12 protein-coding genes are annotated in these 15,102 nt (G+C 60.4%); 1 reads left to right on the forward strand and 11 read right to left on the reverse strand.

The features are described 5' to 3' along the window. Positions 1-15: 15 nt before the first annotated feature. From N2601_RS23950 to N2601_RS23960, 3 genes are all read right to left on the reverse strand, one after another. A complete protein-coding gene (locus N2601_RS23950) occupies positions 16-2,286 on the reverse strand; it encodes an FdhF/YdeP family oxidoreductase (RefSeq protein WP_260305136.1) in 2,271 nt (756 codons plus the stop codon). 131 nt (positions 2,287-2,417) lie between these two features. Next, entirely contained in the window at positions 2,418-3,368 is a 951-nt protein-coding gene (locus N2601_RS23955; RefSeq protein ID WP_260305137.1) for a lytic transglycosylase domain-containing protein, read from the reverse strand. 121 nt (positions 3,369-3,489) lie between these two features. After that, complete coding sequence (locus N2601_RS23960; RefSeq protein ID WP_260305138.1) at positions 3,490-4,383, reverse strand: LysR family transcriptional regulator; 894 nt, start codon at positions 4,381-4,383, stop codon at positions 3,490-3,492. A gap of 190 nt (positions 4,384-4,573) precedes the next feature. Between N2601_RS23960 and N2601_RS23965 the strand changes: the two genes are divergently transcribed. Further along, positions 4,574-5,875 (forward strand): MFS transporter, encoded by a 1,302-nt coding sequence (locus N2601_RS23965; RefSeq protein ID WP_260305238.1) that lies wholly within the window; start codon positions 4,574-4,576, stop codon positions 5,873-5,875. Positions 5,876-5,880: 5 nt separating this feature from the next. Here the strand turns inward: N2601_RS23965 and N2601_RS23970 are convergent, their stop codons facing one another. From N2601_RS23970 to murQ, 8 genes are all read right to left on the reverse strand, one after another. Then, positions 5,881-6,486 carry a flavin reductase family protein gene (locus N2601_RS23970; RefSeq protein ID WP_260305139.1) on the reverse strand — a complete coding sequence of 202 codons (606 nt, stop codon included), beginning with the start codon at positions 6,484-6,486 and terminating at the stop codon, positions 5,881-5,883. A 99-nt stretch (positions 6,487-6,585) separates the two neighbouring features. Continuing rightward, a complete protein-coding gene (locus N2601_RS23975; RefSeq protein WP_260305140.1) occupies positions 6,586-7,701 on the reverse strand; it encodes an anhydro-N-acetylmuramic acid kinase in 1,116 nt (371 codons plus the stop codon). Positions 7,702-7,711: 10 nt separating this feature from the next. Then, a complete protein-coding gene (locus N2601_RS23980) occupies positions 7,712-8,731 on the reverse strand; it encodes a serine hydrolase domain-containing protein (RefSeq protein ID WP_260305141.1) in 1,020 nt (339 codons plus the stop codon). A gap of 19 nt (positions 8,732-8,750) precedes the next feature. Then, a complete protein-coding gene (locus tag N2601_RS23985; RefSeq protein WP_260305142.1) occupies positions 8,751-10,493 on the reverse strand; it encodes an ABC transporter ATP-binding protein in 1,743 nt (580 codons plus the stop codon). After that, a complete protein-coding gene (locus tag N2601_RS23990) occupies positions 10,490-11,329 on the reverse strand; it encodes an ABC transporter permease (RefSeq protein ID WP_260305143.1) in 840 nt (279 codons plus the stop codon). Before N2601_RS23990 ends, N2601_RS23985 begins: the two co-directional genes overlap by 4 nt. Then, complete coding sequence (locus N2601_RS23995; protein WP_260305144.1) at positions 11,329-12,288, reverse strand: ABC transporter permease; 960 nt, start codon at positions 12,286-12,288, stop codon at positions 11,329-11,331. The genes N2601_RS23990 and N2601_RS23995 overlap by 1 nt, the downstream gene beginning before the upstream one ends. Positions 12,289-12,318: 30 nt before the next feature. Then, entirely contained in the window at positions 12,319-13,839 is a 1,521-nt protein-coding gene (locus N2601_RS24000) for an ABC transporter substrate-binding protein (protein WP_260305145.1), read from the reverse strand. 82 nt (positions 13,840-13,921) lie between these two features. Continuing rightward, positions 13,922-14,845, reverse strand: a complete 924-nt coding sequence (gene murQ, locus N2601_RS24005) for an N-acetylmuramic acid 6-phosphate etherase (RefSeq protein WP_260305146.1) — start codon at positions 14,843-14,845, stop codon at positions 13,922-13,924. Between the last annotated feature and the right edge of the window lie 257 nt (positions 14,846-15,102).

Genomic DNA, 15,102 nt, shown 5'->3' on the forward strand with positions numbered 1-15,102 from the left:
TTCAGAAACAATAGGTTACACCGCTTTGTTGATGCGCACCGGAACCGACTTATAAGACGGCGTGCCGCTTTCCTTGTCCTGATAGTCGATCGGGATCAGGCAGTTTGCCTCCGGATAATAGGCGGCGACCGAACCCGGCGCGATGTCGTAGGAGATCGCTGTCAGTTTCAGCAGCCGCTTGTCGCCCGAAGGCAGCGCTGTTTCGATCTCGACGAGATCGCCATGCTCCAGCCCCTTCGCCGCCAGATCGCGGTCATTCATGAACAATACATCACGGCGGCCGAAAACGCCGCGATAGCGATCGTCTAGACCATAGATCGTCGTGTTGTATTGGTCGTGGCTGCGTATCGTCGCGAGTTTGAGCAGGCCGGCGTCTGCCACTGCGACATCCTCGTTGAGCCCCTGGAACAGCAGGAATTCCGCCTTGGCGGAAGGCGTCTTCCAAATGCGCTCGGTTGGACCAAGAGGCAGGCGGAAACCGCCCGGTACACGGATGCGCTCATTGTAGCGCGCGAAATCGGGAAAGACGATTTCGATCTTGTCACGAATGCGATCATAGTCGGCTACCAGGTCCATCCAGGCGACCTTGCTATTGGGCAATGTTGCCTGCGCCATACCGGCAACGATCGCCGGTTCGGAACGCAGATGGTCCGAGGCCGGCTTCAGCTTGCCGCGCGAGGCATGCACCATCGACATCGAGTCTTCGATCGTCACCGATTGCGGCCCGGAGGACTGGATATCCTGCTCGGTGCGCCCAAGCACCGGCAGAATGATGGACTCCCTGCCGATCAGCAGTTGCGAGCGGTTGAGCTTGGTATTCATGTGAACGGCGAGATCGAGCTTGCGCATGCCCGCGGCGCAGAGTTCCGGGTCCGGCAGCGCGATCGAAAAATTGCCGCCAAGGCAGAGCAGCACCTTCGACCGCCCCTCCGCCATCGCCTGCATTGCGGCGACTGCATCGTGACCATGGTGTTCGGGCGATTTGAAGCCAAACGCGCGCTCGATACCGGCAAACATCGCAGGATTGGGCCTCTCGCTGATCCCGACCGTGCGATTGCCCTGCACGTTGGAATGGCCGCGCAACGGGCAGATGCCGGCGCCGGGCTTGCCGAAATTGCCGCGCAGCAGCAACAGATTGGCAATCTGCTGCACATTCGCTGTACCCTTGGCATGCTGGGTAATGCCCATGCCGTAGGTGACGATCGTGGCATTCGATTTAGCATAGGCGGCTGCGACGCGTTCCAGCTCTGCCCGCGCAAGGCCGGAAGCCCTTTCGATATCGGCCCATGCCGTCTGCTTGAGATCAGCGGCGAAGGCATCGAAACCGTTAGCGTGTTCGGCGATGAAGGCACGGTCGACAACGTCTTCCGACGCCTCGGCCAACTCCAGTATTGCCTTCATGATGCCTTTCAGCGCCGCCGCATCGCCGCCGATCTTCACCTGATAGTAGGAAGAGGCAATCCGCGTCGAACCGAAAGTGCTCATCTCGATCGGGTTCTGCGGATCGGCAAAGCGCTCGAGCGCCCGTTCCTTCAGCGGATTGAAGACGATGATCGGCACGCCGCGCCGCGAGCATTCATGCAGCGTGCCCATCATGCGCGGATGGTTGGTGCCGGGATTGTGGCCCATGGAGATGATCAGCTCGCAACGGTCGAAGTCCTCCAGCGATATCGTGCCCTTGCCGATGCCGATCGATTGCGGCAGGCCTACGCTGGTCGCCTCGTGGCACATGTTGGAGCAATCGGGGAAATTGTTGGTGCCGTATTCGCGTGCAAAAATCTGGAACAGAAACGCGGCCTCGTTGGAGGCACGGCCGGACGTGTAAAACTCCGCCATATTTGGATCGGGCAAGCTGCGCATGATCTCGCCGATGCGGGCAAACGCCGCGTCCCATTCGATCGGCCGATAGGTATCGGTTACCCTGTCATAGACCATCGGGTGCGTGAGCCGCCCTTCATTTTCCAGCTCGTAATCGCTCCATTCGAGCAGTTCAGTCACGGTATGCTTGGCGAAGAACTCGGGCGTCACGCGCTTGTTCGTGGCTTCCCAGGTGACGGCCTTTGCGCCGTTTTCGCAGAACTGAAACGTCGATGTGTGTTCCTTGTCGGGCCAGGCGCAGCCGGGGCAATCGAAACCATCAGGCTTGTTGGTGCGCAGAAGAAGCAGCGGCGCTTCCGTGACATCCATCTGCTCGCGCACGGCCTTGGCGGTCGCCCTCAAGGCACCCCAGCCGCCCGCGGGATTGCTGTAGGTACGAATTCCCGGAACTTCGCGCTTCTTCGCCATAGCACGCTCCTTTGGTTGCCCGCCCGAGACCCGCGAACGAGACTAGCCGATTGACGAGTATTTGCACATTGAGAAGCAGCGAGCGATAAACCCATTGTGCATTTCGCTGCATTCCGAACCCGGCGAAACCCTCAATTCTTGAAGACGAAACAAGCGCCGCCCTTTTGGCGGACTTGAGTGCAAACGGCATCTGCCTCATCACGCGTCTGCCGGCCGATACGGGCAGCGTATCGGATGCGGAAGCCGAAATCGGCATTGCGCTGGCGCACGATAAGCGGCTTTTCTTCATTCAATGGTGATGGAAGCTTGCTGACGTCTTCGGAGAAAAGTCGCCGGACGGTATCGAGTTGAAGGTGCTCCGCAAGCTGGGCGCCCCAGGGCGCCCAGGGTCGCTCCTGCTCCAAAGCGACCTGCTTCAGCCGGCGGCTGCCGGCAAGCGCCATGCAGGCCTGCGCGAAAGGCTTGCCTTTGTCGAGTTCCGGCGCGACGGTATCGGGCGGGTCATCCTTCCATTGCTCGACTGTGTGTGCCGTGATGGCAATCACATAGCTGCGTGTCTCATAGGGAAGATTGCCGGAATTGAGGAAATTTGCGAGGCCGTTTTCGCCGGCATTATAGGCGGCGGCGGCCAAGCCGAGATTGCCGAAACGGTTGCGCAATTCGTCCAGATAGGCCGCCGCCTTGCCCAGCGCCTCAAGCAGGTCGTAGCTATCCTGAACGCCGCGCAATCGTGCCGTTCCCGGCATGAACTGCGCAATGCCTCGCGCGCCCTTCGGGCTGACCGCATCGGGGCGAAATGTGCTTTCGCGCCAGATGAGCCTGGCAAGATAGTCCGATGGCAGATGATTGGCGTGGGCGAAATAGTCGATCGCGTCGCAGAGGTCGCGATTGTAGCTCTCCTTGTGGATGCAAAGTGTTTTGCCGGTATCCGTTACCAAAGGTCCGGAAATGCAGGCCGGTGACGCAACGCTCCATTCAGGCTGGGCCTTCGCGGGGCAAGCGGCCGAGACGACGAAGCCGGACGCAATAACAAAACCTATGATCCTTACGACAAAGCCGGACCGATACTGGTTGCCTGCCATCCCTGCGAAACCCGTTTGAAATCGTCAAATCGCTAGATTGCCTTCTTGATAGCATCGATGCGCGACGACGAAAACTAGGAAGCTGCGGGGGGCTTCCGGATAGCCTCCGTTCGACGGTCGGCTATGGCCTGAAAGCTTCGAAGATCAATGCCCGCAGCCATCGATGGACAGGGTCTGCGTCCATGCGCGGATGCCACGTCTGCGCGATGACGAAGCCGGGGGTGGCCACTGGCAGCTCAAACATCTCGATCTGGCTCGCAACGCCCGGCTGGCAATACGAACGCGGCACCAATCCGATAAGATCGGATGCTGCCGCGACGGCGATAACTGCCGGATAGCTCGGCACCACGAGGTTGACCTTTCGCGAAAGGCCGAGTTCGGTGAGAGCTTCGTCAACGGGACCCGTGAAATGCCCTCGCCTGGAGGAGATGACATGTTCGCACGCCGCGTATCGCTCGGGGGTTATATGCTCTGCCCTTAAAAGAGGATGTCCAGCCCGCGCCACGCCGACAAAGGAGTCCTCAAACAGTGTTTGCCCGCGCAACTCCGCGCCATCACCCGAGATGACTCCGATGTCCAGGTCAATCGTTGCATCCCGCAGGGGCTGAATTTCTTTGTTTGGCTTGGGCGCGAAACGCAGCCGCACACCGGGCGCGGCATTCGTGACGGCGATACTGAGGCGCGCGGCATGTAAGAGCACGAATGCCTCGTTGGCACGGATCGTGAAATCGCGTTGCAGCTCGCGAATTTCGACCGCTGGCTGCGGGCTAAGCACGGCCTGGACAGCAGCGGTCAGCGAACGCACCTGGTCTGCTATCGCCTCGGCATGGGGTGTCGCGGCCATCGCACGGCCGGCCGGAACCAGAATGGGATCGCTCAACGCTATCCGAAGCCTCGACAACGTCCGGCTCATGGCGGACGTACTTAATCCAAGCTTTCGCGCGGCAGCCGATACGCTCCGCTCACGAAGCAAAGCGTCCAGGGCTACCAGCAGGTTCAAGTCGACATCGGGCATAGGCTGGTTTTAACGAGGCGAGGCGTTCGACGCAACGCTCAGTTTCCTGTGTTGCGTCTAGCGCAAGTCGCCCGCCGCGGATATCCATGGCGCAAACAAACGAACAAAGTGAGCTTCTATGTCCGTAGCATCAATCGGTACCACTGCCCATGACGGCCTGCCCTATCCGCGACGATACATGGCCGTTGCCGTGCTTCTTATGACGCTCGTCCTTGTCGTGTTGGACGGAGCCATCGCCAATGTCGCGCTACCATCCATCGCGGCCTCGCTTGGTGCCGATGCCAGCGACACCGTCTGGGTCGTATCCAGCTACCAGCTCGCTGTGCTTGTCGCCCTCCTGCCCTGCGGCGCGCTGGGCGAAATTTACGGGCCGCGACGAGTCTTCCTGATGGGTGTCGCTCTGTTCACGCTAGCTTCGGCAGCCTGTGCCTTCGCCGAAAATCTGCCGGTTCTGGTCGCGGCGCGATTTGCTCAGGGATTGGGTGCCGGCGCGATCATGGCCCTGGCGATGATGAACCTGCGCTTTGCGGTGCCGCAACAACTATTGGGGACGATCATCGGCATCAACGCGATGGTCATTGCCATTTCGTCGGCCGCAGGGCCAGGTGTCGCCGGGGCAATCCTCTCTGTGGCCAGTTGGCCTTGGCTGTTTGCCGTCAACATACCGCTTGGCGCAACCGTCCTCCTGTGTGGCAGGCTTCTAGGCCATTTACCAGGCATGAAGCGACAATTGAATGTTGCGGCGCTGCTGGCCAACACGCTGATGTTCGTTTTGTTCTTTTGCGGCGCAGACCGGATAGCCAGCGCACCGATCAGCGGCTCCGTCCTGATTGGCGGCTCTGTTCTCTCCCTCATCGCGCTGCTGCGGTTTGAGCGCAAAAACACTGCGCCGATAGTCCCGACGGATCTCTTGGCCGATCCTGCCTTTCGGGTTGCCGTCATCGCGTCAATCGCGTGTTTCACCGGCCAAATGCTGAGCTACGTCGCGCTGCCGTTCTACCTGCAGCACACTTTGCACATGCCGCCGGCGCTGGCGGGGCTCTACATGATGCCTTGGCCCGCCGCGACCATCATCATCGCTCCCATTTCCGGGCGGCTGGCCGGTCGCATCAAGACGGCGTGGCTCTGCGCCACTGGCGGCGCGCTCCTTGCCGCAGGCCTTTTCATTGCGGGTCTAAGTCCCGCCGATCCCCGGGGAATTGCATTTCTGGTGGGTACGGTGATCGGCGGCGTCGGGTTCGGCCTTTTCCAGACCCCAAACAACCGCATTCTCCTTCTTACCGCACCGAAGGCGCGCAGCGGTGCTGCGGGAGCCATGCAGGGCACGGCACGTCTGCTCGGGCAAACTTTTGGCGCCATTTGCATGTCGATCATTTTCGAAACCATGCCGCAGACAAGCGCACCCAGCTTCGCACTTGTCTTGGCCGGCATCTGCGCGGCGGTCTCTAGCTGCGTCAGCTTCAGCCGCGCGCGCTATGAAACAGTCGGATAGAGATCTTACGCCCGGAATGTTTTCCCAAGCTCAGTGTCGGACAAATCGTAATAGTGACGAAAATTGTAAACCAGCGGAGACCATTTATGCGGATCGATATGATCGCTATCTCCTTTCAAGAACTCTTCGCAGGCATGCACGCGCACGATCTCGACAACCACAACGAGGCCTCCTCCAAGTTCAGCCAGTCTTGTTCCGCCCATTTCATGACGTGACAAGACACGGGCTTCCATTTGAACCGGGCATTCTGCAGCCCGGACCGGGCGAACCAGCTCACTGTCGCGCCTGGAAAATCCCGCTGCTGCAAATTTGTCTTTCTCCGTCCTGAATTGTTTGGACTTCAGTTCGGGCACAGGGTCTTTGCTCGTCAGCGGCGCAAGCTTCTCGACCATCTGCCACATTGAGGGAGAAGGAAGGCTTACGACGCATTCCGGGTGCCGCGCGAGATTCTCCGCGAGCTTGGCATCATTCAACAGGCCAAGTGCCATCGTCCAGCCAAGTGCCCAAAATGACGAGATCGGTGACAAATTCGTCGAACCATCCTCGTTCAAGCTGCTGATCAGTGCAATAGGTGTTCCAAAATACAAGATTTTTGGTTCAACGGTTCTCACTTCGTCCTCCTGAAACAGGATACGTCCGCATCACCATAAGTGATTTTCGCTCAGCAATGGTTCGATTACGATCGAAGTGTAATCTCCGCCGAAGCCGACCTATTCTGCAAGCCGGCCACCGCACATCGGCGTTGGGACGCCCGTCGTGCCTGGAAAGCTGATCGGCAGGCCTCGCAAGACGCGCACGGCCAAGAATGCAAAGCATTCGGCTTCGACGGCATCCCCACGCCAGCCGAGCGTTTCCGCCGAGATGGGCTCGACGCCAGCGCGGGTCCTGAGCATCGACATGATCGTCGGATTGCGGCGGCCGCCGCCGCTGACCACCAGCTTCTTCGGGCGGCGGGGCAGCAGGTCCAGCGCCTTGCCGACAGCGGATGCGGTGAAGGCCGAAAGCGTTGCCGCGCCGTCCTCGGGGCCAAGTCCGTCAGCCATGGAGGCTCCGAAGTCGAAGCGATCCAGCGATTTCGGATAGGGGGCGCTGAGATAAGGGTGTTGCAACAGCTTCGCGAGCCTTGCCTCATCCACCGTACCCGCTCGGCCGAGCGCGCCGTCCCTGTCCATCTCGCCAAGGCCATGGGATTTGACAAAATCATTGAGCGGCGCGTTAGCCGGCCCGGTGTCGAAGGCGACGAAATTGCCCTCCCCGTCCGACCAAGTGATGTTGGCGACACCGCCGAGATTGAGGATGGCGGTATCGTCTCCGGCGCCTGCACGCCGCAACAGGGCGGTATGATAGACGGCCGCCAGAGGCGCACCCTGCCCGCCAGCGCGTACATCGGCGGAACGGAAGTCATAGGCAACCTTGGTGCCAAGGATGGAGCGCATCAATTCGCCGTCGCCGAGCTGGCGTGTATCGCCGCGACGCTCCTTTTGCGGCGCGCGATGCAGGACGGTCTGGCCGTGGAAACCAACCACACTGATATCGGCCATCGTCAGCCCGTGGCTTTCAACAAGGTCCTTGACCGCGTCCGATTGCGCACGCGTCAAGGCCTCCTCGGCTTGCCTGAAGATTTCCGGCTCCGGCCCGTTGAAATTCCAGACCCGGGCCTGCGCCAATGTCTCCTCCAGCAATGTCCTGATCCACTCCGGATAGGGCGCCAGCACATAGGGACCGAACTCTTCGATCCGCTCGCCATCCGTCTTGAGCAGGGCGACATCGATATTGCCGTCGAGAACGGTTCCGGTCATCAGCCCCACGGCCCAGATTGGTTCCATGATCAAGCTCCTAAGCTTTGTTGACGAGATCGCCGACGGTCTGGCGAAGCGCCACGATCCCGCTGTCGAAATGGCGTGTCGGGTGAATACGGTTGGTGAGCAGGGTCCAGGCCCTTCCCTTGTCGAAATCGATCCAGAGGCCGGTGCCGGTAAAGCCGGTATGGCCGGTTGTGCCCGGCGAGCACAAGCTGCCACCCGACCAGCCGTCATAAGGCCGCTCCCATCCATGCGTGCGGGTCGCCGATAACGGCGAGCGCATCAACGCGATGGAGCGCTCGGAGGCGCCGGAGCCTGTAAGCAAGCCCACAGCAAAATTGAGGATCGAGTCGACCGTTCCGAACAGGCCGGCATGCCCAGCGCCCTGCAAAGCGGAGCAATTGTCATCGTGGACTTCGCCCGAAAGGACGCGGTGGCGCCAGGTGCAATCCTCCGTCGCGGCAGCCTGATCGGGTGTAGCGGAAAACGCAAAGCCCGGGCCGGCATCCATGTCGCGGATCGTCTGACCCGTCAGGCGCTCCAGGGCGAAGCCGAGCAAGATGAAATTGATATCGGAATAAACGGGCGGCCCGGCCCGCCACTCGCGCTGGAGAATGAAGGTGCGCAGCAGCTCGGGATCGCGGCCGTAGGTATAAAGCGGCTCGACGGCCGGAAAGGGCGTCTGATGGCCGAGGCACTGGCGAAAGGTCACCTTCCGCTCCCAGGCAGCCGCATCATATTGGCGCAGATCCGGCAGCAACGAAATCAGCGGCGCGTCGAGATCGATCGTGCCGGCTTCCGCCAAGGCCAGGATGCGCGGCGTGGTGAAGATCACCTTGGTCAGCGAGGCCAGATCGAACCAAGTATCGGCAAGCATTGGCCGCGTGATCGGAACCTTCTGCGCCGAGCCAACAGCGCGGACCATCCGATTGCCGTCGCGATCTATAATTCCGAGCACACCGCCGGGAATGCGCCCGGCCGCAACGGCGGCTTCAATGGGCTCGAATGCCCGATCGAAGCGCTGCGCGAATTCCGTCTTCCCCGTCGCCGTCATGCTTCCCCGCGTTTTCCTCTCAGGCTTCCGCCTGGGCTATATGATCCGGAGCGAATTGTCGCCATTCGGGTGCTGCCGGCTCGAACCCGAGCGGGCGCACCAGAGAGGGGACCTGACGCGTATCCAGCGCAAAATTCTCCCGCCGGCGGTCAACGGCCGGAACGGCCGAGATCAATCGCTTGGTATAGGAATGCTTCGGCTGCGAGAGTACAGACACGGCATCGCCGATCTCGACGATCTGGCCGGCATAGATCACCGCGATCCGGTGCGCAATCCGCTCGACCACTGCCATGTCATGCGAGATGAAAAGATAGGCAAGGCGGTACTCGCGTTGCAATTCGATCAGGAGATCCAGGACTTGGGCCTGAACGGAAACATCCAACGCCGAGACGGCTTCGTCCAGCACCAGAACCGAAGGGTTCAGCATCAGCGCGCGTGCAATGCACAGTCTCTGGCGCTGCCCGCCTGAAAATTCATGCGGATAGCGTTCGAGACTGTTTTCGGGCAGGCCGACGCGCTTCAGCAACATGGCCATCCTGTTGCGTGTTTCCCCCGACGCCCGTCCGCCGGCGGCAATGACGGGTTCCGCCAGGATGCTATCGACGCGAAGTCGCGGGTTGAGCGAGGCATAGGGGTTTTGGAACACCATCTGCACGGCGCTCGTCCGGTCCGCCGTCTTTCCGGCATTTGCGGTAAATGTTCCCCGCGTCGACTTCACCAATCCGAGAATTGCCCGCGCCGTGGTGGATTTACCCGAGCCGCTTTCGCCGACGATCGCCAGCGTTTCGCCGGGTAGAAGATCGAAACCGACGCCTTCGACCGCATGCACCGCCCCAGTCGGACGGTAAAAGAAGCCGCCTGATACCGGGAAGCGAACTGTCAGCCCATCAACCTTTAGCGCCGGCGCAGTCTCTACTGTCTCATCGCGGCTAAAATCCGAACGGGTCGCGCGGCCGGCCGAAAAATGCGGCACGGAATGAAGGAGATGCTGGGTGTAGGGATGGCTGGGTTTGTCGAGGATCTCATTCAGCTCGCCCTGCTCGACCGCCTCGCCAGCCTGCATCACCATGACCTTGTCGGCGATACCGGCGACGAGACCGATATCGTGGGTGATGAAGATCATCGACATGCCGGTCTCCCGCTTCAGCTCGGCCAGAAGCGCCATGATCTGCGCCTGCACCGTCACGTCGAGTGCCGTTGTCGGCTCGTCGGCGATCAGCAGGCGCGGATTGCAGGCAAGCGCGGTCGCGATCATCACACGCTGCAGCATGCCGCCGGAAAGCTGGTTCGGGCAATATTTCAGCCGCCGCGCGGCGTCGGGGATGCGGACGCGATCCAGCGCATCCTTTGCAGCGGCGGTCGCCTGACGACCGGTCAGCCCGCGATGCAGGCGGAAAGACTCTTCGATCTGCGTGCCGATGGTCAGCACCGGATTGAGCGAGGTCATCGGCTCCTGGAAGATCATGCCGATCTCGGCGCCGCGGATTTTGGTGAGTTCCGCTTCCGTCGCCATCGTCAGATCGAGAATGCTGTTGTCGGCCCGCCTCAGCTTGATCGAGCCGCCGATGATGCGACCGCCGCCAAAATCGACGAGGCGATTGATCGAGAGTGCGGTCACCGATTTGCCCGAGCCACTCTCTCCGACGATCGCCAGCGTCTCACCGGCTTCGAGATCGAAGCGGATGCCACGGACGATCTTGTTGGCCTCCGGATTGCGGCCAAAGCCTACTTGCAGGTTTGACACAGAAAGCAGAGGGCTCACAGGCTGGACCTCCGCATTTTCGGATCGAGAACATCACGCAATGCATCGCCGAGCAAATTGAAGCCGAGGATGCTGATCATGATGGTAAGGCCGGGGAAGATCAGCAGCCAGGGTGCGGTTTCCATCAGGTTGCGGCTGTCGCTGAGCATCAAGCCGAGCGAAGAGGCCGGCGGCTGAGTGCCGAGGCCGAGGAAACTTAAGCCGGCTTCGGTCAAGAGGGACCATGCCAGCGCCAGGGTGATCTGGACCGTCAACGGTGCGACGAGGTTCAGGAGCAGATGCCGTGTCAGGATATAGGGCTTGCTGCTGCCAAAGGTGCGGGCGGCATCGACGAAATCGCGCGATTTCAGCGAGAGGGCCGGCCCGCGCACGACACGGGTAAAGATCGGCGTATAGACGATGGCGATCGCCGCGACGCTGGTCCAGGTGCCGGGGCCGACTATGGCGATGATCAATAGCGCGAGAAGGATGGCGGGGAATGCCAGCAATACATCCATCGTGCGCATGATCACCCCGTCCCAGCGCTTGCCGAACCAGGCGGCGGTCAGGCCGAGCACGGTGCCGATCAGACTTGCAAGCGCAACGGAGAGAAAGGCGACGATGAAGGACTCGCCGATGCCGTTCATTAGCCGACTAGCAACATCGCGCCCTAGCAAGTCCGTCCCCATCCAAAAGGCGCCACTTGGAGCGTGCAATCGGTTGAGCGGGCTCCGCGTCACCGGATCATAGGGGGTCAGTCCCAGCATGCCGAGAGTGGCAAGGATGAGATAAACGACGACAATGGCGCCGCCAATGCAGCCGCTCGTGTGCCCGAAAATGGCTTTGACGGTGCGCATCAGCCTTCTCCCAAGCGAACGCGCGGATCGAGTGCGACATAGGCGAGGTCGACAAGCAGGTTGACGATCATGAAGTTGAAGGCAATGAACAGGACACAGCCTTGAACGAGTGCGTAATCGCGTTGCTGGATCGCATCGAGCACCAGCCGCCCGAGACCGGGCAGCGCGTAGATCTGCTCGACCAGCACGGCGCCGCCAAGGAGATAGCCAAATTCCACGCCGCTCAGCGTCACCACCGGAATGAGTGCGTTGGGCAGCGCATGACGCCAGATGACGCCCCGGGCTGGCACGCCGCGGCTGCGCGCAGTGCGGACATAGTCGTCACTCAGCACATCGAGCATGGCCGAGCGCACGACACGCGTGACCGAAGCGGCGAAGGCAAAACCGAGTGTCAATGCCGGCAGGATCATCTGGCCGAGATTGCCAAGCGGATCCTGCAAGAACGGCGTGAACGCGCCCATTACCGGCAGGACACCGAAGCCTGCCGAAAGGGCATAGATAATGAGAAGTCCGAGAACGAAATTCGGGGTGGACTGCCCGACCATGGCAACGACGCGTACCGCGAGATCGGACAGTCTTTCATTTCTTGTCGCGGCGAAGACGCCTGCCGGCAGGCCAATCAGCAGCGCGATCACCATGGAGAGCAGCGCAAGCTCAAGTGTCAGCGGAAATCGCTCGAGGATGATGTCCAGCACCGGTTTGCCGTAGGTGACGGAAATGCCGAGATTGCCCTGCAGCACACCGAACAGCCAATGCCAGTACTGCACGAACCATGATTGGTCGATGCCGAAATAGGCCGCCAGCGCCTGCCTCTGTTCGGGTGTCAACAGGCCGGCATTGGTTCCGAGCATAGCCGTGATCGCATCGCCCGGCACCAGCCGGATGGCGATGAACACGAGGACGGACACTCCCAACATGATCAGCGGGAATGTCATCAGCCGGCGCGTCAGGTAACCCATGGGACTTCCTCTAGAACCAGATACCTATCCTTACTGGATGGATACCTTGCTGAGGCCGAAGAGAGAGCCCGTCGGTGTCGGCACGAAGCCCTGAACGTTCTTCTGCTCGGCCGTGTAGCCATAGGCGGTGTAGAGCCAGATCCACGGCGAGACTTCGGCAATGTGCTTTTCGAAGTCGCCGAAAATGACCTTTCGCTTAGTGGGATCGGTTTCGACACGACCTTTCTGCATCAGGCTGTCCAAGGTATCGTCGATATAGTTCGCGACCTTCTGCAGGTTGCCGGTCTTGGTCCAGTAACGGTTGTACATCGAATACGGATCGGCGCTGCCGCCATTCAGCGCAACAGCCATATCGAAATTGCCCTTCAGCCAGGCATCGACATAGACGTTGAGTTCCATGACCTTGATATCGAGCTTGATGCCGATTTCGGCGAGCTGCGACTGGATGACCTGGGCTTCGGCGGTGGCGGTCGGCGGCTCGCCGGTGGCGGCGATCACGGTTGCGGAGAAGCCGTTGGCAAAGCCCGCGCCGGCCATCAGCTTCTTCGCCTTTTCGACATCGCGCTTGTAGCAGAAGAGCTGGCTCGGATCGGTCGCATAAAGTGGCATGGTCAACGGGCCCGTCACCTTGCCTTCGCCGAGCGCTGCCGTATCCAGCACATCCTGCCGGTCGATCGCGCAGGAGATTGCCTGGCGCACGCCCAACTGATCCATCGGCTTGTGCGAGGGATTGAGCTGCAGGACGTTGTAAGAAAGCACAGGCGTGCGGGTCAGTTGCAGCTTCGGCTCCTTCGGAACCAGCGTCGCTACCAGCGGATCGTTCAGAAGCGCGAAATCGATCTGACCGGTGCGAAGCGATGCCAGGATCGCCGTTTCATCCGGAAGGACGCTGATGTCGATGCCATCGACACCGACTGTGCCGCCGGCCCAGGCCTTGTTGGCGCTCAGGACCTCCTTGGAATTCGGAACCCAATTGTCGAGCTTGAAGGGACCGGAACCGATCGCCTTCGTGCCGATGGAGCCGGCGGTGATTTCGCTTGCCGGAACGACGGACGCGTTGAGGCTGGTCATCGACGTCAGGATAGGAACATCGGGCTGCGACAGGTGGAAGATGACGGTCGTCGCATCCGGCGTGTCGATGCTGGCAATCGACAGGAAATTGGCGCGTGCGGCGGCACCCGTCGCCTGGTCGAGAATGCGCTGGAACGACGCTTTCACGTCAGCCGACGTGACCGCGGCGCCATTCTGGAACTTCGCATTCGGATTGAGCTTGAAGGTCAGCTCCTTGCCATCGGAAGAAAACTGCCAGCTCTCGGCAATGGCAGGAACGATCTGAAGATTGCTGTCGAGCCGGACGAGCGGCTCATAGATCAGCTCCAGCAGGCGGATCGAGGAAAAGGCGGTCTGCTTGTGCGGGTCGAGGCCGGTCGCATCCTGCGCCCATGCCATCCGCAGCGTTGCCGCCTGCGCTTCGGTTGAAACCGCCGCCACGCCGAGAGCTGCCGCCACTGCGACGCACGAAATCAGCTTCCTCGCAAAATGCCTTTTCATTCTTTTCTCCCTCCGAGCGTCTTAACGCTTCCCCAGCCGATTTTGGCTACTTCGTAAAAGCTATTGCCATTGCAACTTCAGTTCACGCGGTCTTCGCATTGATCGCTCTTCGCAGAAATCCACCAGCGTTTTGCAATGCCACGCGAGCTTCTTCAATGCCCATTCCGGTAATTTCCATGAGTATGGCGAGTTTGACATCATTGCCGGTTTGGTCGAGCACGCGGCGTGCTTCTTCCTGCGTGCAGCCGGTCGCCTGCATGACGATCCTGGAGGCGCGGGCGACCAGTTTCTTGTTGCTCGCATTCACGTCGACCATCAGGTTCTGATAGCTCTTGCCGATCCGGATCATGCTCGCCGTCGTCAGCATGTTGAGAATGAGTTTCTGTGCCGTTCCCGACTTCAGCCGGGTCGATCCCGTCAGGATTTCCGGACCGACGACGGGAGAAATCGCAAGATCGGCAATGCCGGCGATGACGGAATTGGGGTTGCAGGACAGGGCAATGGTGGCCGCGCCGACGCTCTTTGCATAGTTCAGCCCGCCGATGACGTAGGGCGTACGGCCGCTGACGGCGATGCCGACGACAACATCCGCGGCCGTCACGTTGATATCCTGCAAAGCTTGGCGACCCTCTTCCGGATCGTCCTCCGCGCCTTCGATCGAGCGTTGCAGCGCGTCGGGGCCACCAGCGATCAGCCCGATCACCATGCTCGGCGGCACGCTGAACGTCGGCGGACATTCGGATGCATCGAGAACGCCCAGGCGGCCGCTGGTGCCCGCGCCCATGTAAATTAGTCGGCCGCCTTTCTGAAAGGCCGCGACGATTTGGTTCACCGCAGCAGCAATCGCGGGAATCACCTTCTCGACCGCAGCGGGGACTGTTTGGTCCTCATAATTGATTTCACGCAGGATATCGAAGGTCGACAACAGATCGATATGCATCGTGTTCGGATTGCGACCCTCGGAAACCAACTGCTCCAGTTCGGATATCAACCTTTGCTCTGTCATGTGCCTGCTCTCGGAAGAATGCTCTTCGATATCAATAGATCAGGGATGGCAAGCTCGATCGACAAGGATCGGGCTAGCCGCAGCAGCCTTGGATTTTCAACACAACGGAAAGCTGGTCATCAGCACAAGCAGCCGGCCTTTATGGCTTCGTTCGCCGCCGTTTCCCTGTTTACCTTCGTTAACATTATGTCCATTTATTCCGCCAGTCAATCACGATAGGAATAAAATATTCCATATTTAATGCGTAAAACCGACGA

It is taken from the genome of Rhizobium sp. CB3060, assembly GCF_025200735.1.
Lineage (GTDB): Bacteria > Pseudomonadota > Alphaproteobacteria > Rhizobiales > Rhizobiaceae > Rhizobium.

What these genes read in the sequence shown, in the direction of transcription:
- N2601_RS23960 (WP_260305138.1), bottom strand. Translation starts at nt 4,383, where the DNA reads ATGCCCGATGTCGACTTGAACCTGCTGGTAGCCCTGGACGCTTTGCTT.
- N2601_RS23995 (WP_260305144.1), bottom strand. Translation starts at nt 12,288, where the DNA reads ATGGGTTACCTGACGCGCCGGCTGATGACATTCCCGCTGATCATGTTG.
- N2601_RS23955 (WP_260305137.1), bottom strand. Translation starts at nt 3,368, where the DNA reads ATGGCAGGCAACCAGTATCGGTCCGGCTTTGTCGTAAGGATCATAGGT.
- N2601_RS24000 (WP_260305145.1), bottom strand. Translation starts at nt 13,839, where the DNA reads ATGAAAAGGCATTTTGCGAGGAAGCTGATTTCGTGCGTCGCAGTGGCG.
- N2601_RS23975 (WP_260305140.1), bottom strand. Translation starts at nt 7,701, where the DNA reads ATGGAACCAATCTGGGCCGTGGGGCTGATGACCGGAACCGTTCTCGAC.
- N2601_RS23990 (WP_260305143.1), bottom strand. Translation starts at nt 11,329, where the DNA reads ATGCGCACCGTCAAAGCCATTTTCGGGCACACGAGCGGCTGCATTGGC.
- murQ (WP_260305146.1), bottom strand. Translation starts at nt 14,845, where the DNA reads ATGACAGAGCAAAGGTTGATATCCGAACTGGAGCAGTTGGTTTCCGAG.
- N2601_RS23950 (WP_260305136.1), bottom strand. Translation starts at nt 2,286, where the DNA reads ATGGCGAAGAAGCGCGAAGTTCCGGGAATTCGTACCTACAGCAATCCC.
- N2601_RS23980 (WP_260305141.1), bottom strand. Translation starts at nt 8,731, where the DNA reads ATGACGGCGACGGGGAAGACGGAATTCGCGCAGCGCTTCGATCGGGCA.